The 17867-nt window shown below is 61.7% G+C and carries 23 protein-coding genes; 6 read left to right on the top strand and 17 right to left on the bottom strand.

Translation table 11 applies throughout. From position 1 onward, the window contains the following. The first annotated feature begins 52 nt into the window (after positions 1 to 52). From JAB4_RS19230 to JAB4_RS19210, 5 genes are all read left to right on the top strand, one after another. Complete coding sequence (locus JAB4_RS19230; RefSeq protein WP_070220922.1) at positions 53 to 481, top strand: hypothetical protein; 429 nt, start codon at positions 53 to 55, stop codon at positions 479 to 481. A 14-nt stretch (positions 482 to 495) separates the two neighbouring features. Further along, the gene (locus tag JAB4_RS19225; RefSeq protein ID WP_070220918.1) at positions 496 to 993 is read left to right on the top strand and encodes a glycoside hydrolase family 19 protein; all 498 of its coding nucleotides are present in this window, start codon (positions 496 to 498) and stop codon (positions 991 to 993) included. Further along, a complete protein-coding gene (locus JAB4_RS19220; protein WP_070220917.1) occupies positions 990 to 1316 on the top strand; it encodes a hypothetical protein in 327 nt (108 codons plus the stop codon). The genes JAB4_RS19225 and JAB4_RS19220 overlap by 4 nt, the downstream gene beginning before the upstream one ends. A 128-nt stretch (positions 1317 to 1444) precedes the next feature. Beyond that, a complete protein-coding gene (locus JAB4_RS19215; RefSeq protein ID WP_162995725.1) occupies positions 1445 to 1609 on the top strand; it encodes a hypothetical protein in 165 nt (54 codons plus the stop codon). A 479-nt stretch (positions 1610 to 2088) separates the two neighbouring features. Then, positions 2089 to 3588: a nucleobase:cation symporter-2 family protein gene (locus JAB4_RS19210; RefSeq protein ID WP_227741997.1), complete on the top strand. Its 1500-nt coding sequence runs from the start codon at positions 2089 to 2091 to the stop codon at positions 3586 to 3588. 41 nt (positions 3589 to 3629) lie between these two features. Here JAB4_RS19210 and JAB4_RS19205 read toward each other — a convergent pair whose 3' ends face one another. From JAB4_RS19205 to JAB4_RS19125, 17 genes are all read right to left on the bottom strand, one after another. Then, positions 3630 to 8672, bottom strand: a complete 5043-nt coding sequence (locus JAB4_RS19205; RefSeq protein WP_071650192.1) for a diguanylate cyclase — start codon at positions 8670 to 8672, stop codon at positions 3630 to 3632. Between the two features lie 337 nt (positions 8673 to 9009). Continuing rightward, a complete protein-coding gene (locus JAB4_RS19200; RefSeq protein ID WP_205602260.1) occupies positions 9010 to 9873 on the bottom strand; it encodes an SGNH/GDSL hydrolase family protein in 864 nt (287 codons plus the stop codon). A gap of 71 nt (positions 9874 to 9944) precedes the next feature. Then, entirely contained in the window at positions 9945 to 10220 is a 276-nt protein-coding gene (locus JAB4_RS19195; protein ID WP_139143777.1) for a hypothetical protein, read from the bottom strand. Between the two features lie 467 nt (positions 10221 to 10687). After that, on the bottom strand, positions 10688 to 10891 hold the full coding sequence (locus JAB4_RS19190; RefSeq protein ID WP_070220911.1) for a phage tail protein: 204 nt from the start codon (positions 10889 to 10891) through the stop codon (positions 10688 to 10690). Between the two features lie 243 nt (positions 10892 to 11134). Then, positions 11135 to 11407, bottom strand: a complete 273-nt coding sequence (locus JAB4_RS19185; RefSeq protein WP_227741996.1) for a hypothetical protein — start codon at positions 11405 to 11407, stop codon at positions 11135 to 11137. Next, complete coding sequence (locus tag JAB4_RS19180) at positions 11404 to 11772, bottom strand: hypothetical protein (protein ID WP_139143778.1); 369 nt, start codon at positions 11770 to 11772, stop codon at positions 11404 to 11406. The genes JAB4_RS19185 and JAB4_RS19180 overlap by 4 nt, the downstream gene beginning before the upstream one ends. Positions 11773 to 11787: 15 nt before the next feature. Next, complete coding sequence (locus JAB4_RS19175) at positions 11788 to 12639, bottom strand: phosphoadenosine phosphosulfate reductase family protein (RefSeq protein ID WP_070220907.1); 852 nt, start codon at positions 12637 to 12639, stop codon at positions 11788 to 11790. Beyond that, positions 12636 to 13250 (bottom strand): hypothetical protein, encoded by a 615-nt coding sequence (locus JAB4_RS19170; protein WP_217494527.1) that lies wholly within the window; start codon positions 13248 to 13250, stop codon positions 12636 to 12638. The genes JAB4_RS19175 and JAB4_RS19170 overlap by 4 nt, the downstream gene beginning before the upstream one ends. Continuing rightward, positions 13247 to 13486 (bottom strand): hypothetical protein, encoded by a 240-nt coding sequence (locus JAB4_RS19165; protein WP_070300264.1) that lies wholly within the window; start codon positions 13484 to 13486, stop codon positions 13247 to 13249. Before JAB4_RS19165 ends, JAB4_RS19170 begins: the two co-directional genes overlap by 4 nt. Beyond that, positions 13480 to 13632, bottom strand: coding sequence for a hypothetical protein (locus tag JAB4_RS19160; RefSeq protein WP_175444804.1), 153 nt, complete (start codon positions 13630 to 13632; stop codon positions 13480 to 13482). Before JAB4_RS19160 ends, JAB4_RS19165 begins: the two co-directional genes overlap by 7 nt. Continuing rightward, the gene (locus JAB4_RS19155; RefSeq protein WP_083287368.1) at positions 13629 to 15467 is read right to left on the bottom strand and encodes a replication endonuclease; all 1839 of its coding nucleotides are present in this window, start codon (positions 15465 to 15467) and stop codon (positions 13629 to 13631) included. Before JAB4_RS19155 ends, JAB4_RS19160 begins: the two co-directional genes overlap by 4 nt. Then, positions 15457 to 15810, bottom strand: coding sequence for a hypothetical protein (locus JAB4_RS30730; protein ID WP_034745810.1), 354 nt, complete (start codon positions 15808 to 15810; stop codon positions 15457 to 15459). The genes JAB4_RS19155 and JAB4_RS30730 overlap by 11 nt, the downstream gene beginning before the upstream one ends. A 101-nt stretch (positions 15811 to 15911) precedes the next feature. Beyond that, positions 15912 to 16313, bottom strand: coding sequence for a hypothetical protein (locus tag JAB4_RS19145; protein WP_070218896.1), 402 nt, complete (start codon positions 16311 to 16313; stop codon positions 15912 to 15914). A gap of 120 nt (positions 16314 to 16433) precedes the next feature. Beyond that, positions 16434 to 16697 carry an ogr/Delta-like zinc finger family protein gene (locus JAB4_RS19140; protein ID WP_070218897.1) on the bottom strand — a complete coding sequence of 88 codons (264 nt, stop codon included), beginning with the start codon at positions 16695 to 16697 and terminating at the stop codon, positions 16434 to 16436. Beyond that, positions 16694 to 16882 (bottom strand): hypothetical protein, encoded by a 189-nt coding sequence (locus JAB4_RS19135; protein ID WP_035825591.1) that lies wholly within the window; start codon positions 16880 to 16882, stop codon positions 16694 to 16696. The genes JAB4_RS19140 and JAB4_RS19135 overlap by 4 nt, the downstream gene beginning before the upstream one ends. A gap of 37 nt (positions 16883 to 16919) precedes the next feature. Continuing rightward, positions 16920 to 17123 carry a hypothetical protein gene (locus JAB4_RS19130; protein WP_070218898.1) on the bottom strand — a complete coding sequence of 68 codons (204 nt, stop codon included), beginning with the start codon at positions 17121 to 17123 and terminating at the stop codon, positions 16920 to 16922. 10 nt (positions 17124 to 17133) lie between these two features. Next, complete coding sequence (locus JAB4_RS19125) at positions 17134 to 17337, bottom strand: ribbon-helix-helix protein, CopG family (RefSeq protein ID WP_139143779.1); 204 nt, start codon at positions 17335 to 17337, stop codon at positions 17134 to 17136. Positions 17338 to 17417: 80 nt separating this feature from the next. Here JAB4_RS19125 and JAB4_RS19120 point away from each other — a divergent pair, with 80 nt between their 5' ends. Then, the gene (locus tag JAB4_RS19120) at positions 17418 to 17861 is read left to right on the top strand and encodes a helix-turn-helix transcriptional regulator (protein ID WP_070308510.1); all 444 of its coding nucleotides are present in this window, start codon (positions 17418 to 17420) and stop codon (positions 17859 to 17861) included. The last annotated feature ends 6 nt before the right edge of the window (positions 17862 to 17867 follow it).

The following is a 17867-nucleotide window of genomic DNA, read 5'->3' as shown; positions in this document are numbered from 1 at the left end:
CCACAAACCCGCTTCGGCGGGTTTTTTCATTTCCATCACCTGAAAGGCAACCATGGCCCTCGAAACCACCGCCGCCGGCGGCGCATTGATCAAACTGTTTGGCGTGCCCGTGCTGGCCGGCGCCGCCGCCACGTCGCTGGGCTTCATGTTCATGTGGCCCCAAACCACCAAGGAGGCATTTATTCGTTTTTGTTCCAGCATCATCATTTCCACCTTTCTCGGCCCCGTGCTGGTGGCCGCCGTGCTGTCGTGGTGGCCCAGCCTGTTCGACAGTGCGAAAACCGTGGCGAGCCTGTATGGCGGCGACCCGGCCACGGGATTTTTATTTATCGCCGCGCCGCTGATGGTGGCGGCCGGCTTGCCTGCCTGGTGGGTACTGGGCGCCTGCGTGCGCTGGTTCGACAAGCGGCGCGGCAAGGATATCGGCGAACTGGCGGCCGATGCGGCCGCTGCCGTCAAGGATGTGCGGGGCATGCTGTGACAGGCGCGCAATTGATGCAGATCATGCCGTTGGCCGGCCGCCGCGCTACGCTGTTCCTGGCTCCGCTGAATGCGGCGATGAGCGAGTTCAGCATCGATACGCCGCTGCGCCAGGCGGCGTTTCTGGCGCAGGTGGGGCACGAATCGGGACAGTTGCGTTATGTGCGCGAGCTGGCCAGCGGCACGGCCTATGAAGGACGCGCGGACCTGGGTAATGTGGTCGCTGGCGATGGCGTGCGCTTCAAGGGGCGCGGCTTGCTGCAGGTGACGGGGCGCGCCAACTACGCGGCGTGCGGCGTGGCGCTGGATATCGACTTGCTGGCGGCGCCGCAGTTGCTGGAGCAGACGACTTTCGCATGTCGCTCGGCGGGCTGGTTCTGGCAATCGCGCGGCTTGAACCGCCTGGCAGACGCGGGTGACCAGGAACGGGTGACGCGTCGCATCAACGGTGGCGTGAACGGCCTGGCAGAGCGTCTGTCCTTGTACCAGGCTGCGCGCAAGGTGCTGGCATGAAGCCGTCCTGGAGCATTGTGGCCATGCTGTTGTTGCTGGGCACGGCCGTGTTTTGCGCCCAGCGCTGGGGCCGCGAAACGGGCCGTGCCGCGTGCGCGGCGCAAGTACTCGAAGTGCAAGCCGTGTTGCGGCGCCAGAGCCAGGCGCTCGACACGATGCGGGAAGAGGGCGCACGCCGGTCGGCGCGGGTACGCCAGGCGCTGGCCACAGCGCAGACCGGGCAGGCAGACGCGCAAGCGGCGGCAGCGCGCATCCTGGCGCTGCCGCCCGAAGGCGACGCCTGCCGTGCCGCCGAGGCCTTGATCGCCAGAGAAATGCCATGAGGCCGCCAGGCGAACGTGCCGGAAGGCATGCAGGCAGCCTCGCCAATCGTTTAGCCAGTTTATTGCTGGTAAGCTTGTTGACCGGCTGTGCGGCATGGGGGCCAGCATCGCAGGTGCAAGCGTGGCCGGTGAGCGCGCCATGCATCGCCACGCGCCCCGCCTCGCCCGCCTTGCCGGCGGTGCCAGCCCACGGCATCTTCGAGCAAGTGCAAGCCTTGCTGGCGCGCGAGCAATTGCGTGCCGCCCATGTGCGTCAGCTGGAAGCGCTGCTCGATGCCTGTGCGGGCGGCTAACAACGCCTGATGGCGCCTGACTGCGCCTGATAGCGCCCACCAAAACCGTGACGGGCGCAAGGAAGGCCCGGCGTCCCGCTGGCCCGAGAAACGCCACTGCCCGAAGCAGCGTGCCGCCGAGGCAGTGAGCATCGCCGGCCGCAAATGACGATGCGCATTGGTTTTTGACAGGCGTTCCAGGCAGCAGTCCCCATTCACCCGTGGCCTGCCAGCGCCGCCGCCTTCTGGTGCAGATGCGGGGCGGCATGCGAGAAAACGGTGCATTCACCGCCTGATTAGCTGATTTCTGCTGACTTTCGGCACAATCTCTGTATACAATCACCTGGCACGAAGCGTGCATGGCTACCTCGGTCATTCCATCCAAGGAGCTTCGCATGCATCATCGGCCGCTAGTGTGTTTCTGTCGTCCCGTTTCTGTCTTGCTTTTCCTTTTCACCTGCACCCATCCGTGCCGCAGTAACCCAGGAAATGGAGCGTAAATGGCCTCTCCCCGTCTGAAATCCATCCACCGCGGCGTGTCCGGTACCACGCCTGCCGCTCCGTCCCCCGTCGATGAAGTGCTGCCGGCCGGGAAACTGTTCACCCTGGGCTTGCAGCACGTACTCGTCATGTATGCGGGCGCCATCGCCGTGCCGCTGATCGTCGGCCGCGCGCTCAAGCTGCCGCCCGAGCAGGTGGCGGCGCTGATCAGTGCCGACCTGTTCTGCTGCGGCCTCGTGACCCTGATTCAGTCCTTGGGAATCGGCAAGCATTTCGGCATCCGTCTGCCCGTCATGATGGGCGTGACCTTTGCCGCCGTCAGTCCCATGCTGGCCATGGCGAACAATCCGGCCCTGGGCATCACCGGCATCTTTGGTGCCGTGATCGGCGCCGGCGTCGTTTCCATGCTGATCGCGCCCTTCATCAGCCGCCTGCTGGCCCTGTTCCCGCCCGTGGTCACGGGCAGCATCATCGCCGTGATCGGCGTGTCGCTGATGCGCGTGGGCGTAAACTGGGCCATGGGCGGGCCGCCCGCCATGGCGCAGATCGCCGATCCCGCTTTTCTCAAGATGGCCGCTGCCGCCACGGCGGCCGGCTTGCCCGCGCCGCCTGGCCCCGTGCCCCTGATCGCCAACCCCGGCTACGGCGCGCTGGACAACATGGGCATCGCCTTCTTCGTGCTGGCCGTCATCTTGCTGGTGGCCAAGTATGGCCGTGGTTTCCTGTCGAATATCGCCGTGTTGATCGGCATCATCTCCGGCACGGCCCTGTCGTTTGCGCTGGGCAAGGCCGACTTCGCCAAGGTGGCCAGCGCCAAGGCTTTCGCCATCGTTACGCCGTTCCAGTTCGGCATGCCGACTTTCGACCTGGTTGCCATCGTGACCATGAGCCTGGTGATGATCGTCGTCATGATCGAGTCGCTCGGTATGTTCCTGGCCTTGGGCGAGATGACGGGCAAGCGTATCGAACAGGCCGACATCAGCCGCGGCTTGCGCGTCGATGGTCTGGGAACCTTGATCGGCGGTATCTTCAATACCTTCCCGTACACGTCGTTTTCGCAAAACGTGGGCCTGGTGGGCGTGACGGGCGTGCGCAGCCGCTGGGTCTGCGTGGCGGCCGGCATCCTCCTGCTCATCATGGGTGTGATCCCGAAGATCGCGCAGACGGCCGAAGCCGTGCCGGCGTTCGTGCTGGGCGGGGCGGGGCTGGTGATGTTCGGCATGGTCGCCGCGACGGGCATCCGCATTCTGGCCGGCGTCGACTACAAGAGCAACCGCAACAACCTGTTCATCGTGGCCCTGGCTATCGGCTTCGGCATGCTGCCGCTGGTGGCCGAGCAATATGCGCAGCACATGCCGAAAGTCCTGTCGCCGTTGCTGCACAGCGGCATCCTGCTGGCCGCCATCGTTGCCGTGCTGCTCAATCTGTTCTTCAACGGGCTGGCGTCAAGCGAAAAAGCGCGGCAGCAGGCGCGCGAGAACAGTCACGGCAGCGATTGAGGCATCGCCGGCGCCGTGAATGCGGTGCGCGGCGCTGCCGGTCAGCCAGGCGGCAGCACCCTGAGCACCACGCAATTGCGTCCCTCATCCTTGGCGTGGTACAGCGCGGCATCGGCCAGGCGCAGCAGGGCGTCCGGATCGGCGGCTCCCGGTGCCGGCTGGACCGCGATGCCGACGCTGATCGTCACCTGCCGCGCCTCCGCGTTCGCGTGGGAGATACCCAGATCTTCGATCGCCCGCCGCAGTGCTTCGCCGATCTGGCGCGCTTCGTCCGCGCCGGTGTTGGGCAGCACGATCGAAAACTCTTCGCCGCCATAGCGCGCCGTCAGGTCGCCCGCGCGCCGCATGCCGGCCGCCAGCGCATGCGCGACCCGCACCAGGCATGCATCGCCGGCCTGGTGGCCGTGACTGTCGTTGAAGCGCTTGAAGTAGTCGACATCGAGCATGATGACGGCAAGCGGCCGGCCGACGCGCGTGGCACGCGCACATTCGGCACGCAATACGTCGTCGAAATGACGCCGGTTCGCCAGGCCGGTCAGACCGTCCGTGATGGACAAGGTCGCCAGTTTGCGGTTGGCGTCTTCCAGCTGTTCCGTGCGTTCGGCAACGCGCCGTTCGAGGCTGTCATGCAGCCTGGCGCTGGAGATCGAGATCATCGCCTGGGCGCCGAGCATGCGCAGGAACGCCACGCGTTCCTCCGTGAACGAGGCTTCTGCAAGCCGGTTCTCGAAATACAGGATGCCGCCGATCTGGCCGCCGTGCCGTATCGGCAGGCACATGACGGCGCGCGGCAGGTGCAACTGCACGTACGGATCGGCGGCAAAGCGCGAGGCGCCCGTGATGCAGTCTTCGATCACCTCGGCGCCGGTGCGAATGACGTAGCGCAGCAGCGACAGCGGGAACTGCGAGTCGCTGGCGGCGTTCAGGTCGAACTGGCGCGATTGCAGGACAGTGACGACATCGCCATCGATATTGGCCTCCAGCTGATAGTTGCCTTCGGACAGCAACAGCAGGCGCGCCACCTGCGCGCCGGCGTTTTCGCACACGATGGTAATGAGGCGCGTCAGCACGCTGCGCAGGCCCACTTCGTTCGACAGGATCTGCGACGCTTTCAGCAGCGACGCCAGGTCGAGCGCTGAACTGCCGTGCGTGTGGGAGACGGAATGACGTTGTGCGCCGCGGCCATCCATCCTTGACAGCAGTGCGCCATGGCGCGCCTGCAGCTGCGCCACCTTGCCCTGCGCGCCCCACTGGCCGTAGTGCGCGATGGCGTCCTGGATGAAGACGCCGGCCACGCGCGCATGTCCTTGGTCGAACCAGCATTCGCCGCACAGTTCATTGCCCAGCGCTTGCATGTTGACGTAGCCCGCCAGGCCGGCCGCGTCGATCGCCTGCTGGTAGCAGCGCGTGGCCAGCTGCAGGTCTTTCCGGTAGCGTGCCATCTCGGCCATCACCAGCAGATGCTTGGCGTCGCTATTGTCCGAGCCTTGCCTGGACCACTCGGCGAGGCTCGTTTGCAGCGTGTCGACCACGGCCAGCATATCGCCCGCATCGGCACGCGCAGGATCGCGCCGCAAGGCGCGGATCAGGATCAGCGCGGCGTAGAAGCTGCACTCGGCAACCTTGGCCTGACCGCGCATGATCTGGGTGACGATGCCAAGCTGGCCGGCCAGCGGCTCGGCGTCGGCGCTGTCGAACAGGTAGGCGTTGCGTATTTTCCCCTGCAAGAAGTAGGCGCGGTACAGCTGCGAGCCGCCATACTGATCGAGGAAGCGCGCCTCGCTGAAGGCCCCATCATCGTAGCTGTCGTGACGGGGCAGGAGACCCATCAGGCATTTGATCGGCTGGACCGCGGCGGCGACGCAGCAATCGGCCATCGCCTGCTGGCCGTTGGCGCGCATCAGCGCCAGGTCGTGCTCGATGTCGTGCATCAGGTGCGGCAGGTAGTCGCCGAGGATGATACGGTCGGTGGCGCGCACGGCCGCCACCACGCCGACCTGCACGAAGTCGGCGATTTCCAGCGCCCAGCCAAACGCTTCTTCGTACAGGGCGTCGGAGCTGCGCAGCGGCTGCGTCCAGTGGTTGCTGAGCGCGCCGAACATCAGGCCCGTGAGCGTGCGCGTCTGCAGGTTGGCACGGCGCCTGGCCAGCGCCATCGCCATCGCGCCGAAGGCGTAGCCGCGCGCGATGTCGCCGCTGTACAGCGCAAGCATCATCGCGTAGCCGACATAGGCGACAGCGCTGAAATCGCTGTTCCCCCGCTGCATCGACAGCTGCGTCATCGACACCACCATCAGCGCGCTCAGATCCTGCTGGCCGGCGTAGTAGCTGGCCATCCACAGGCCCTGCATCATCTGCATCGCGGCCACGGCGTCCGGCTCGCACATGTCATCGGCCGCCAGCAGGGTGTCGGGCGCGTGCGCGCCAGGCTGCTGTCCGATGTCGGCGAGAATGTCGCTGAAGCGCGCCTTCATCTGCGCCACATCGTGCGGGATGTCGATGTGCAGCAGCGCCAGGCCGTCGCGCTGCACGGCAATGGCGTCGAGCAGGCGGCCCTGCAATTGATACTGGTGCGCCTGGATGGTAATGCAGCGCACCTGCTGCAAGGGGCTCAGGGAGCGGGCGCGCACCAGTGGATAGATCGCCTCGGCCGTATCGAACTGGCCGCACAGGTAAGCCGCTTCGGCCGCGCCCAGCTGCAGGTCGAGCCAAAGGCTGGCGTGGACGCTCCATGCGTGCTCCGGCAGCAGCTCGAGACCTATGCGCATGTGTTCCAGCGTGGACTGGAACGCGGCGGAACGCCGTGCCTTCACGCCGGCCTGGAGATTGAGCGTCGCCAGCTGCACGCGCTCGTCCGCATCTTTGATCAGCGCGCGACCGGCGTTGAGCTGCTCGACGATTTCAAACAGTGTTGCGTCCTGGTGCTGCAGCGCCGTATGCCGCAGGAGCAAGCGGCCGATGAGCAGATGGTTGGCCACGCGCGTAGCGTCGTCGGCGACCAGGTAGGCGGCCTGCTGCACCCGGTCGTGCAGGAAGCGGTAAGCGACGCCGCTGTTGGCCGCATCGCTCTCGCCACTGACGTACTTATAGCGTTCGTCGAGCGGCTGGATCAAGCCTGCCCTGAGCGCCGGCCACAGGTCTTGCTGCGTTTTGCGGTGAGCGCGGTCCATTGCCAGCGCGAGCGTATCGAGCGTGAAGCGGTTGCCGCAGGAGGCGGCCAGTTGCAGCAGATGCTGCGTCACCGTGGGCAGGCGGCGGATTTTTTCCAGCAGCACCTCGACCACGTTGTCGGTATATTTGGCCTGTTCTATCGCGGGCAGGTCCCAGTCCCAGCAATCGTCGGCGGCCCGGTAGCGCAGATGGCCCGTCTCATTGAGCGAAGCGAGGAACTGGTTGAGGAAAAAGGGATTGCCGGCCGTCTTGCGGTAGCAAATGCTGGTCAACGGCGCACAATCGTGGGTTGCCACGCGCACGGTGGCCGAGACCATTTGCGCCACCTGCGGCTCGGTCAATGCGCTCAGTAACAGCGTCGACAGGCGTACCTCGCGGGCGAGCAGCTTGTCGCGCAGCGCGATCAGCGGATGATCGGCGCTCACCTCGTTGTCGCGATACGCGCCGATGAACAGCATGCAGCTCTTGTCGCAGGAGACCATCAGCAGTTCGATCATTCGCAACGTGGCCGCATCGGCCCATTGCAGGTCGTCGAGGAACAGCACCAGCGGATGCCCGGCGCAGGCGAACACTTCGACGAAGCGGGGGAAGAGGCGGTCCAGGCGCAGCTGGGCCTGTGCCGGGTCCGACGCGGGCACTGCGTCCGTGGGGCCGACGATCAGCGCCAGTTGGGGAATCAGTTCGATCAGCATGCCGATGCCGCTGCCCAGCACCTCGTGCAGTTTGGCGGACCACTGCCGCAGCGTTTCCTCGGGTTGGCCGAGCAGCTGGCGCACCAGCTCCTGGAAGGCCTGGATCAGCGGGGCATACGGCACGTCGCGCTGGAGCTGGTCAAATTTACCGGACAGGAAGCAGCCGCGCCGCGCGATGATGGGCTTTTGCACTTCGTTGACGACCGCCGACTTGCCGATGCCCGAATGGCCGGCCACCAGCAGCATCTCGCACCTGCCCGCGGCGCTGCGTTCAAATGCCGCCAGCAGCACGGCGATGGCATCCTCGCGCCCGTGCAGCGTTTGCGGCACGAGGAAATGGCCGTTGTGGTCGGACAGCTTGAGCGTCTGCGCCGGCTTTTGCGCGCGGCATGCTTCGAGATCGCTGCGCAAGCCCTGCAGGCTCTGGTAGCGCTGATCGGCATTTTTTTCCAGCAGCCGCTGGATGATCGGCAGCAGCTGGCCAGGCAAGCTTGCCAGCGCCGGGTGCGACCAGTCGGGACTGCGCGCAATGTGGCAATGCACGAGTTCTATCTCGTCGCCCGTCTCGAACGGCGCCTGGCCGGCCAGCAGCTCGTAGAAGGTGGCGCCCAGCGCATAGAAATCGGCGCGCCAATCGACGCGCCGGTTCATGCGTCCGGTCTGTTCCGGAGCCATGTAGCGCAGCGTGCCTTCCAGCGTCTGGAGATTGGCGATGCCATGGCTTTCGTACGGCAGTTCGCAGGCGATGCCGAAGTCGATCAGCTGCAGCAGGCGCCGGCCGCCATTCCACACCAGATTGGCGGGATTGATGTCTTTGTGGATCACGCCCTGACGATGAACCTCGTCCAGCGCCGCGCACAGTTGCAGCGCGATGTCGAAAAAGTCGTCCAGCGCCAAGGCGGGTTGCGACGGCATCCTGCGCGCCGCCACCTGCGCACGCAACACCTGGTCGAGCGCCAGGCCGCCGCAATCTTCCACGATCATCGTCCAGCACCCGCCGTGCAGCTGCAGCGCCAGCGGATGCGCCACGCCCGGATGGCGGCAACGGCGCGCGATCGCATACTCGCGCTTGAATTGCGCCAGTTGCTGAAAGGAGGGGAACTGCTGATTGGGTTTCTTGACGATCAACGCGGTGCCATCGGCGGCCCTGGCACGGTAAACCCGTGAGCGGACACCGCTGTGCAGCTGTTTGATGATCTCGTGGTCGAAAAGAGAGCGCATGGGCTAGCAGTACACAGACGGTTGCGGGAGCCTGGAGGCGCACATTTCGGAATATTACTTGATTGTAAGTATTATATCAGTAGGGGCCTTTGGAGGAGGGAGAGGGGGGCGGGGTGTTGTAAAAACGTCAGTGGGAGCAGGTTAGCCCGGGTGTGGGAATTGATCGTGATGACAGTCGCGGCAAGGTGAAGAAGTAGAGGTGATGGAAGTGTCGGAATTTACAGACAAGGAAGAGTTACGCGTAGATGCCGCACCTCGGCCAGCACATGCTATTGGGCAAGATACAAGAGGATTTTCTGGAATTGATGAAGCCTCCATACCTTTCTTGAAGTAGTTATCACTTAGGTGCAAGTCCATCGCCTTGCAATATGGGTAGCCACACATTGTGCGCAATTTTTTCGAAACCCGTCGACGTTGGATGAAGTTCGTTAGCCCAGTCGTCGTCACCTAAGGTGCCGCGACTATCGACAAGACGAACGCGGCCGGGATAACGAGCGACCAACCCCTTCAACCGCAAAGTGAACTCGTCGATCAAAAAACGGATGCAGGAATCCTGCAGGTGGGTAGGCACGTTTGCGACTACTAGCGATGCTCGCAGCCATTTGCTTTCGGCACCAAAGATGCCGATACCTGTTGGCCGAGCATAGTCGTAGTTATGTAAATAGATCTTCGTTGGACCGGTTGCATTTTGCGTCGTATTCCAAGTTGCACCAATTATCTTGTCGATAAGAGCGATGAAGCTTCCCGTAACTTTATTTAAAAATCGGTTCAGGCTTTGCTCGTCATCACCGGATCGGTAGCAAGCTTCAGCCGAAGTGCAGGCGGAGCAGTCTTTTAGCAGTAGCGGGCGCATATCGGATAGGCCGGCGAAGTCGTTCCCTCCACCGCTTATGAAAACAGCCGACAAAGAATCCCCATGTAGTTGTAATGCGGTCTGGATTCTTCTTTTATAGGTTCCGTAAACATAATCGTAGGCTTCGGCACCGTTATTTCCGTGAGCTAGAATGTAATGCTCCTTTTTTTCAACCAAATTTCCTAATTTGCTTAATAATGAGCCACCAGGAAGAGGATACCAGAACCAGCTGTCGCCGATTGCCAATATTGACGGTTGATGAAAATCGTTCTGCATCATGGTCTCGTCCCAATAAACATTTTTGTTGTGCATAATAATTTCTCCAGTATGAACCATCTTTGAATTCATGCTTAGGATTCTTGGTGGAAAGCGGACAGATTCCTAAGCATTACGAATATTTTTTTCCTCTGGCGATGAGGTCAAGCAGGTGAGAATGTGCGAAACGCGCTTATGGAATTTTTTGATAATTTGTATTTTTGTATTTCATCGGTATAAGAAATGGTGCCTGATTCTATTGGTTGCTTCGGTGCGTCTTCCTTAATTGGCTGAGTAAATTTCTCAATCTGACAATTTGATGCTAAATTAAATTTCATTCCGTCATCAGTTTTTTGAAACTGTGACTGTATATAATTTTCTTTTTGATGGATTGTTAAGATTGGCTCTCTATTAGTCAGCAGAGAGCTAATTAGGTTCATTTTTTTGGATTCGAATGGCACCGCCGGCCTTGACGCCGCCGTGAGGCTGCTTGAACAAGCTGATGGTGCTCGCCAGCTCGTCCTCGCTGGCTTTTATCGCCGCCGCACGGCCATGGTCAGCCGCTTTTCTAGAGAGCGTTTGACGTCACTCTGTGGGCGGTGATGGCGGCGATCACGCCGGGGCAGGGGGCAGGGCGTGGTCCTCATGGTCGTACTCCACCACGTCGCCGTCGGGGTAATGCTTCGTGTGGATAGTGTCGTCGGACTCGCGTGCCTCAGACGCTTGCGGATACATCGCCGCGTAATCACGCCGCGCGTTAGGTGGTCTCTCGGGAAAAGACGATCAACTGTTCGCCCATGGTCCGCACCGACTAGGTGGGCGTGCTGTCAGCGTGCCGCGCGGCCCATTTCAGCAGGGGGGACGTCGTACTGCTGTCAGAACTTGTCCCGGTAGGGCGGCATGTGCTTTATCTCGGCCGGATGCTGGATGTCCAGGCAACCGGCCTCGCCGGTTTGACCGCGATGCGCTCGGTCAGGTTCAGCTTGATCGAGATATCGACTGTTTCACGGTTGTTGAATTCGAACTTGAAGGCGATGCCGTGTTTGCGCGTTTTCTCATTGGTCATCAGGTCGAGCTGGTGAACTTTCAGCCAGGCGAGCAGGGCCACCATGATGGCATCGCCCGCGCTATCACGGCGTAAATCTGGCGTAACCGCTAGAGGTTTTTGTCGGGTTTACTATGCATTAGCAGGAATCTCGGGACGTAAAAAAAGCCACTAACCCGTTGATTTTATTGGGTTTAATGGCTTTTTTTATGTTTCTGAATTCTGTGCGCTGGTGCCCGGAGCCGGAAACTCAACCTATTGAATAATGCGGCTTTCCGGGGTGTTGGCGTAATTTTGGCGTAAACGAAATTAATTCTTTTCTCGGTACGATTCGGCCCAGGCGATCACCTCCTTTGCATTATACAGGGGCTGCGCATGCCCCTTCGACGTTGGCAGCCGGATGGCTTTCGGGAAGCTTGGAAGGCACGCCATGCGTTCCCGCACGGTTCCCGGTTCCCGCTTTAAGTACTGCGCGATTGTGGCGATGTCCCACAGGTCAATCGCCAGCGGAATGGCGGGGCGCTGCAATTTATCGATGGCCAGAGCCAGTTTGGCGACGAATTCCGTTTCGTTCATATTCATTGTGTGCTCCTGGCCGCCGTACCGGCAGTGATAGTTGTAAGGTTCTTCGGCAATGCTGTGACAAGGTGTTGTTCTTTTGTAACTCTGGCGAACAGCGCATGCTCATTTTTTAAAGCACGCAGGATTTCGGCATAGTTTCGAAATGCGTTGCCACCCTCGTCCGGGGTGCGCGCTTCGGCAAATTCCTCAGCCATCAGAATTGCGCCATCGAGTACCGACTCATGCCGCGCGGCCAGGGCCATGTATTTCTGATCCGCGTATCCGGCAATCACCAAAGCGAACGCTTCGGCCTCGGTGCGCTGCGGGACTTCTGCACCGTGCTTGCGATAGTCACGAAGGCGGCAAAATTCTTTGTATTGGTCCATTTTCGTAATCTCCATCTAATCCGTGCATCCACAATCGGTTAAGGCATCATCGAAGGGGAACAGCTCCCCGTGATTCATTGCCATGTCATACATCGCCTGATAACTGGGCCTGTCCTTGCGGAACCAGCCGCCAGCACCAGATCCGGACGCCTGGGCGTTCTTTTCCTGCTGTATCCACCACAGGGCGCGACTGGGCTTTTCCCTGATCAGGGATAAAACCTGGTTGCCGCCTTTCAGGAAGCACAGATCGCAGTTGCCGTGCATCGTCTTGCCGCTCATGTTCGGCAAGCCCAGGTCAAAATCTTGTGCTGCCCAAAACGCGCTGACGTCAGCCACGGTCAGGCCGGCCGCCGCCAGGGGCGCTTCTTTCACTTCGTGCTTGCCGTAGTCCTGATTCGCCAGCCGCGCCACGCGCATGGGTTCGTCTGCGCGCATGCCGATAAACGTAGTCCACTCGACCAGGCCTATCGACTTCAAGTAGCGCTGCATCGGGCGTACCTTGAGTTCCGCCGTGCAAAAGCGTGCGACCGGGTTTGGCAGGAATTTTTTTTCGTCGTGCAGATTGGCGAACGGCTCGCCGCGGCGGCTGGCCGTTGCAAAGTCCACGATGGCAAATTCCTTGCCGCGCGCTTCATTGCGAGGGCGGTTTTCTATCCAGACGATGGGAACGCCCCAGCGCTCGCCGCAGTCGCGCACGAATTCAAGGGTCGCTTCCTCTTCCTTGCCGGTGTTGGCGAAGCACACCACCACGTCGGCCGGCAGCGTGCCGCCGTAGGCTTGAAGCGTCATCCACAGCATCATGCCGCTGGTACGGCCGCCGCTGAACGAAATGACGCCCGGGCCATCGAACAGGAATGGGCTGTTCATGCGGGCACCATGCAGCGTCGCGCCAAGGCCACCAGCCAATGCGCCAGCTCGGCCGGCGTGTGTTCGCGTTCTGCCTTGCCGCATTCCGGCCGCCAGCCCGGATCGCCTTTCCGGCGCCGCTCGCCGGCGCGGTTGCGGCCGGATGGAGCGATCACATGCGAGGCGTCGCCCAGGACGATGGGCATGGCCGGTATTTGAGCCGGCGCACAGCCGACGATGTACAGCAAGGTAGCCTTTTCCGCTCGGTGGCCAAACGAGCTTTGGAAAATCGGTAGCGTCCAGCCGCCAAATTGGTCCCGCTCGCCGATCGCTGGCAGGCCGCAGTGTGGCCAAAGGGTCGAGCGCTTCGGGTGCTCCAGCACGCCGCCGAACTTGCGCACTTGGGCGACGGCCCACACCGCGAGTTCCTTTTCGTCTGGGCGCGGCTTGGCCAGGTGGCGCAGCGTACCCCAGGAGCGGCACGGCGGATGCGCCACCACCGGCACGCCACCCGGCCAGGCGCGGGCGTCGCGCTCCGCGTCCCAGGCGTCAACCGCCGGCATGGTCTTGTAGATGGAATTGGCGCGCACGAACAAGGCCGCCACGGCAGGTAATGAGCGTTCCGCTGTCATGCTGGGCACCCGACAGGCGCGGCTGCTTTTTTGACCGCCTCGATGGCGCCCAGTGGCACGGCGCGGAACATGCCAGGCCATTGGTGGTCCAGTTCCACCCAGGCATGCAGCTCGCCATTGCCCACGTCGCGGCGCAGGTCGTTGACGGTGCCGGCCTGGTAGCCTTCATCGGTATCGAATGTCACGCGGTCGCCCAGGGCGATTTGCCGCGGCGAATTGGTCAGGGTGGTCAGCATTGCGGTGCTCCTTTCAGTTTGGCGGTAACGCCGCACACGCCAAAGCGGTCGATGGCAGCGTCGATCACGTCGCCGCTGGATGCGGCAACCTCAAAAAATTCAAAGCGTTCGGTTTGCGTGCGAACGATCACGGCATAGGTGCTCATGTGCCATTTCCTTCTTGGGGTGGGGTGTCGGGGACGATCAGCCGGGGATACGGGCAGGCGTTGACGGCCGCCCAGGCGGCAATCAGTGCTGTTTTTGCCTCGTCGGACAGATTGGGTACGGGCGCCGTCGGCGGCGTGGCCGGGGCAGGGCGGTCGGGATGCGTACAGTTATTTACACGAGTCCGAGGAACGGCAACCCCAACAGCCACCCCGCGCCCGCCTGTGGCCTGTACCGGCGTCCACGTATGGCGCACCGACTTGAAGACCACGCCTATGAGGTCGCTGCAGCGCACGCCGTAGGGCGTGGTGCGCAGCGTTTCGCCGTAGCGGCCGATGACGGTCTTTTCGTCCTTGGCCAGGGTGACGATCAGCTCCTTGCGTGGCACCAGGGCACCGCCCTGGGCGCGCAGGTACTCGGCCCAGCAGGCGCGCTTTTCGCCGTCGATCTTTTGCACGGCGTCCCAGGCGCGGCGCATGGCGGCCGGCGCTTCATTGAGCATGCTTTCCTCGATGCGGCGCAGTTCGCGCCACACGGTGACGGGCGCGCCGCCCCATTGCTGGAATTGACGGATGCCCCAGCAAGCGGCCCAGGACTCGACGCGCGCGGAGGGCGTCAGTTCGACATCGCCTTCGGTGTCGGCCGTGACGACATAGCCCTCTTTGGTCTTGTGCTCGGCCACGCCGTCGATGTTCTTGGCCACATACTTGGCGATGTAGCCGGCGGCGCTGCCCTTGGACCAGTCGATGCGTTTCACGTCCAGACGGCGCGCGAATGCGCCCGGTTCGCCACGGTCCACGCGCCATGCGTAGCGCTTCATGATGCGGATGGCGCGGCCCGCCACGTCCCGCAGGTGGGCCGTTTTGTATTTCGCTGTCGGGCGCACGAACAGAAGCAGATGCCAATGCGGACAGCCATCGTGATGCGGTTCGGCGATGCGAAAGCCGTACAGGCCGATGCCCCGGCGCGCCAGCGCGGAACGGCACAGGGAAGTCATCTTGCCCAGGTATGCATTCGCCTCGCGCGGCGTGGAGCCGTCAAACTTGTCGTTTGGCTTGCCACTGTGCTGCATGGCGTGGAAGCGCGAAGGGCACGTCCAGGTGATGAAAATGCCCTGGTCGCCGCACTCGCGGGCGATCTGCTCGAAGCCGTTGATGCGCAACATCAGCTCGCCGCGCCGGATGGCTTTATTCGCAGTCGTTTTCTCGGCCAGCTCGGCTATGCTGAATTGCTGGCCGTTTTCGTTTTGCACCAGGGTGGCGGCCAGCGCCGCCGCGTTGCGCCGGTTTTGCGCCAGGCGCGACAGCACGGCGTCGTTGCTGGCGTAGGGTTCGCCGCTGTATTTCACATAGCCCAGGCGGATATTGCCGGCCTCGAAGGCGCGCTTGACCCGCTTGCGCAGTTGGCGGCGCCACCAGCGGGCGTCCACCAGGCGGGCGATGGTGTCGGTCATCGTGTCGAACTCGGGCAGCTCGATGCCATACGAGGCGCATTCGTCTTCCATGATCTGCAGGGCGTGCTTGTCGGACACGGCCATCCACAGCATTTTGGAGACGCCAGAGGCAGCGCGCTCAGCAGTGGCCACGATGTCGGCATCGCTCTGCGACAAGTCGACGCCGGCCGGCACGTACTGGTCGGCAAATTTGCGCACAAAGCTGGTGGCGACGGATTCATAGACTTTGTACCAGGACGACCAGGCCATTTTTGCCATGGCGGCCGTGATGACGCGGTTGCGCCATTTGAACGGGATACGGGCCAGCTCGGGCGCGAATTGGGCGGAGCGCAAGAAGGCTTCGTGGCGCTGCGGGGCAGGCAGCAGGATTTGTTTAGATTGCATTCAACAGTCTTTCGTACACACGGATAGCGGCAGAGGTGGCGGCGCGCAGCTCGATGCGCTCTTCCTCGGTAAATGAGTGGATGGGCGATTCCCAGCGGTCGGCGTCCATGCCGGCGGCGATCAGCACAGAGCGGCGCGCGCCACGCGGCGACAATCCCCAGGCCTGGGCCATGAAGGGCGCCAGATTGCGCGGCTTGATGCTGCGCAGCTGGGCCTTTGCTTCGGCGATGGCGGCCAGCGCATGCCCGGCGCCAGGTGGCGTCGGCATGTCCTTGTCGCGCGCAGCCAGAATCTCGGCGGCAGGCTGGAAGGACAGGTGATTGTCGATAAGCGACGCCGGCATGGTTCAGTCCTTGATGAAGCCAATGGCCCGCAGCACGCCGGGGGCAATGACGATCAGGAACGACAGCAGCCAGATGCCGCAGGTTTTGACCAAGCGCAGCATCAGCGTGCTCCTGGCTTGAGAAATTGTTCTGCCCAGTACGGGAGCGTGTGCGATGCGCCGCAGCAGTACCGGGAACCCGCTTCATTGGCGAAAATGTAGTTCACATCGATGGACAGCTTGCCGACCAGGGCGCGTTGCTTGGCTGGCGCGAAAAAGCCCTCACGCTCCAGTGCCTGCGCGTCGCTGACGATAAAGGTTAGATTGGCAGCACCGTAGGCGTGATAGGTCTTGGCAATCTCATGGATGTGGGCGGTCAGCGCCGCGATGCCGATGCCCGCACTGGCTTGCAGCAGAAAACACGTTGGTGCCACGGGGACAATGCAATTTTGCAAGGTCGGGCGGATCGTGCTTGATGCCATGGATTTGTCGGCATGACTGGCGGCGTACAGCGTGTTTTCCATCGGTTTTCCTTATTTCAGGTTGAACGAATCCCGCACGCTCAATAGGGAGCGCTGCAGGGCACAGCAAAAGAGGGGAGTTACGGCAGCCGGGCTACGGCGGCGCGAGGATCGGGATAGTCATCAGCAACCCGCAGTCAGGTCCAGGGCTAGCTGGCTGGTGGCTGCCGCGCGCGCATGCTGGGACATTGGAATGCGGATATCGGCCTTGGGTATGGCGGACAGCGAGAGGGTGCGCAGCACTTCCAGGCCTGCCACGAAGACGTGCCCGCAGTCCGGGTTCTGGCACATATAGGTGATTTCCTTGAACATAGCGGACATCATGCGGCTCTTGACGGCGCGGACGGTGTAGGTGCAATGCGGGCAGGGCAGGCCGATGACTCTCATTTCAGCTTTCTTTCCACTTGGTACAGGGCGCGACCGCGACCTGTCATGTTTTTCGACTGTATGCGTAAGCGCGACTTGACGAGCCATTCAGCCGCCTGATCGATACTTGCCAGCCCCTGGCGCTGACGCACGAGTTCCAGCACCGCGCGCTCTTCGTCATTGAGGTGAATTTGATGGTCTGGCATTTTCTGTAACTTTAGAGTTGCTCAAAAGTGACTCGGTTTAAACGCTGCGACGTTGTACGCTGTTGATAGTGGCGTCATCCAAGGCAATCACGGCCAGGGCTTCACGCATCACGATCTGGCGCACCAGCACCGCAAGCTCTTCGCCTTGGTAGTTGGCGATCGAGGAAACGAGCTGGTGCTCATAGTCGTCGAGGCGCAGCATGACGCGGTGGCTGCGGATACGTTTTGCATCGGGGTACATGACGTTGTCCTTAGTGGGTGGGTTTAGATGCGAGTTCACGCTTGTAGTCGGCGAGGCCGCGCAGGATCAGAAAGCGCAGGAACCATGCACGGGATCGTTGTTGGTCGGCGGCAAGAGTCTCAATTTCTTTTACCTCGTCAGGAGCCAGACGAACGCCAAGCGGCTGGGAGGTGACGCCTTTGGTAATGCGTCCGACTTTTGACAAATTATTCATAATGTTATGATCTGTAATCGCTACGGAATGGCGTAAATATATCACTCATTTGAGTGATTTGGAAAGGTATTTGTACTCAAATGAAGTATTTTTTTGATCGTCTCAAGGAAGAACGAAAGCGTCTCGGCCTCAATCAGGACGAGTTTGCGGCCCTTGGTGGAGTAAAGAAGGGGGCCCAGTTCAACTATGAAAATGGTTCTCGCACGCCAGATTCTGACTATTTGGCGGCCGTAGCTGCGGCTGGGGTAGATGTGTTGTATTTGCTGACCGGGGAACATGCGCTCTCTTCGTTACCTGCGGACGAGCATGAATTGTTGACTGGCTATCGAAGTATGGACGTTCGCGGGAAAGCAGGCGTACTTGGAATGATTGGTGGTATGCGCTCGCCAACGTCTCCGTCATCACAAGCGGGTAATGCCCCGCACGTTGAAGCCCACGGCAAGATTGGGCAAAATTTCGTGGGCAATATCATTGGACCGCAGACTTTTAATGTGGCCGGCAGCGGACGGAAAAAGGAAAAATAGTCTGGA

Origin of the sequence: Janthinobacterium sp. HH102 (genome assembly GCF_001758625.2) — a bacterium.
Taxonomy (GTDB): domain Bacteria; phylum Pseudomonadota; class Gammaproteobacteria; order Burkholderiales; family Burkholderiaceae_D; genus Janthinobacterium.
The sequence above is the reverse complement of the archived record's forward strand: the minus strand, read 5'-3'. Positions and strand labels throughout refer to the sequence as shown.

Bases quoted from the DNA above. Each gene is read 5' to 3' on its own strand.
- JAB4_RS19230 (WP_070220922.1), top strand. From the start codon at position 53: ATGGCCCTCGAAACCACCGCCGCCGGCGGCGCATTGATCAAACTGTTT.
- JAB4_RS19225 (WP_070220918.1), top strand. From the start codon at position 496: ATGCAGATCATGCCGTTGGCCGGCCGCCGCGCTACGCTGTTCCTGGCT.
- JAB4_RS19220 (WP_070220917.1), top strand. From the start codon at position 990: ATGAAGCCGTCCTGGAGCATTGTGGCCATGCTGTTGTTGCTGGGCACG.
- JAB4_RS19210 (WP_227741997.1), top strand. From the start codon at position 2,089: ATGGCCTCTCCCCGTCTGAAATCCATCCACCGCGGCGTGTCCGGTACC.
- JAB4_RS19205 (WP_071650192.1), bottom strand. From the start codon at position 8,672: ATGCGCTCTCTTTTCGACCACGAGATCATCAAACAGCTGCACAGCGGT.
- JAB4_RS19200 (WP_205602260.1), bottom strand. From the start codon at position 9,873: ATGAATTCAAAGATGGTTCATACTGGAGAAATTATTATGCACAACAAA.
- JAB4_RS19195 (WP_139143777.1), bottom strand. From the start codon at position 10,220: ATGAACCTAATTAGCTCTCTGCTGACTAATAGAGAGCCAATCTTAACA.
- JAB4_RS19190 (WP_070220911.1), bottom strand. From the start codon at position 10,891: ATGGTGGCCCTGCTCGCCTGGCTGAAAGTTCACCAGCTCGACCTGATG.
- JAB4_RS19185 (WP_227741996.1), bottom strand. From the start codon at position 11,407: ATGAATATGAACGAAACGGAATTCGTCGCCAAACTGGCTCTGGCCATC.
- JAB4_RS19180 (WP_139143778.1), bottom strand. From the start codon at position 11,772: ATGGACCAATACAAAGAATTTTGCCGCCTTCGTGACTATCGCAAGCAC.
- JAB4_RS19175 (WP_070220907.1), bottom strand. From the start codon at position 12,639: ATGAACAGCCCATTCCTGTTCGATGGCCCGGGCGTCATTTCGTTCAGC.
- JAB4_RS19170 (WP_217494527.1), bottom strand. From the start codon at position 13,250: ATGACAGCGGAACGCTCATTACCTGCCGTGGCGGCCTTGTTCGTGCGC.
- JAB4_RS19165 (WP_070300264.1), bottom strand. From the start codon at position 13,486: ATGCTGACCACCCTGACCAATTCGCCGCGGCAAATCGCCCTGGGCGAC.
- JAB4_RS19160 (WP_175444804.1), bottom strand. From the start codon at position 13,632: ATGAGCACCTATGCCGTGATCGTTCGCACGCAAACCGAACGCTTTGAA.
- JAB4_RS19155 (WP_083287368.1), bottom strand. From the start codon at position 15,467: ATGCAATCTAAACAAATCCTGCTGCCTGCCCCGCAGCGCCACGAAGCC.
- JAB4_RS30730 (WP_034745810.1), bottom strand. From the start codon at position 15,810: ATGCCGGCGTCGCTTATCGACAATCACCTGTCCTTCCAGCCTGCCGCC.
- JAB4_RS19145 (WP_070218896.1), bottom strand. From the start codon at position 16,313: ATGGAAAACACGCTGTACGCCGCCAGTCATGCCGACAAATCCATGGCA.
- JAB4_RS19140 (WP_070218897.1), bottom strand. From the start codon at position 16,697: ATGAGAGTCATCGGCCTGCCCTGCCCGCATTGCACCTACACCGTCCGC.
- JAB4_RS19135 (WP_035825591.1), bottom strand. From the start codon at position 16,882: ATGCCAGACCATCAAATTCACCTCAATGACGAAGAGCGCGCGGTGCTG.
- JAB4_RS19130 (WP_070218898.1), bottom strand. From the start codon at position 17,123: ATGTACCCCGATGCAAAACGTATCCGCAGCCACCGCGTCATGCTGCGC.
- JAB4_RS19125 (WP_139143779.1), bottom strand. From the start codon at position 17,337: ATGAATAATTTGTCAAAAGTCGGACGCATTACCAAAGGCGTCACCTCC.
- JAB4_RS19120 (WP_070308510.1), top strand. From the start codon at position 17,418: ATGAAGTATTTTTTTGATCGTCTCAAGGAAGAACGAAAGCGTCTCGGC.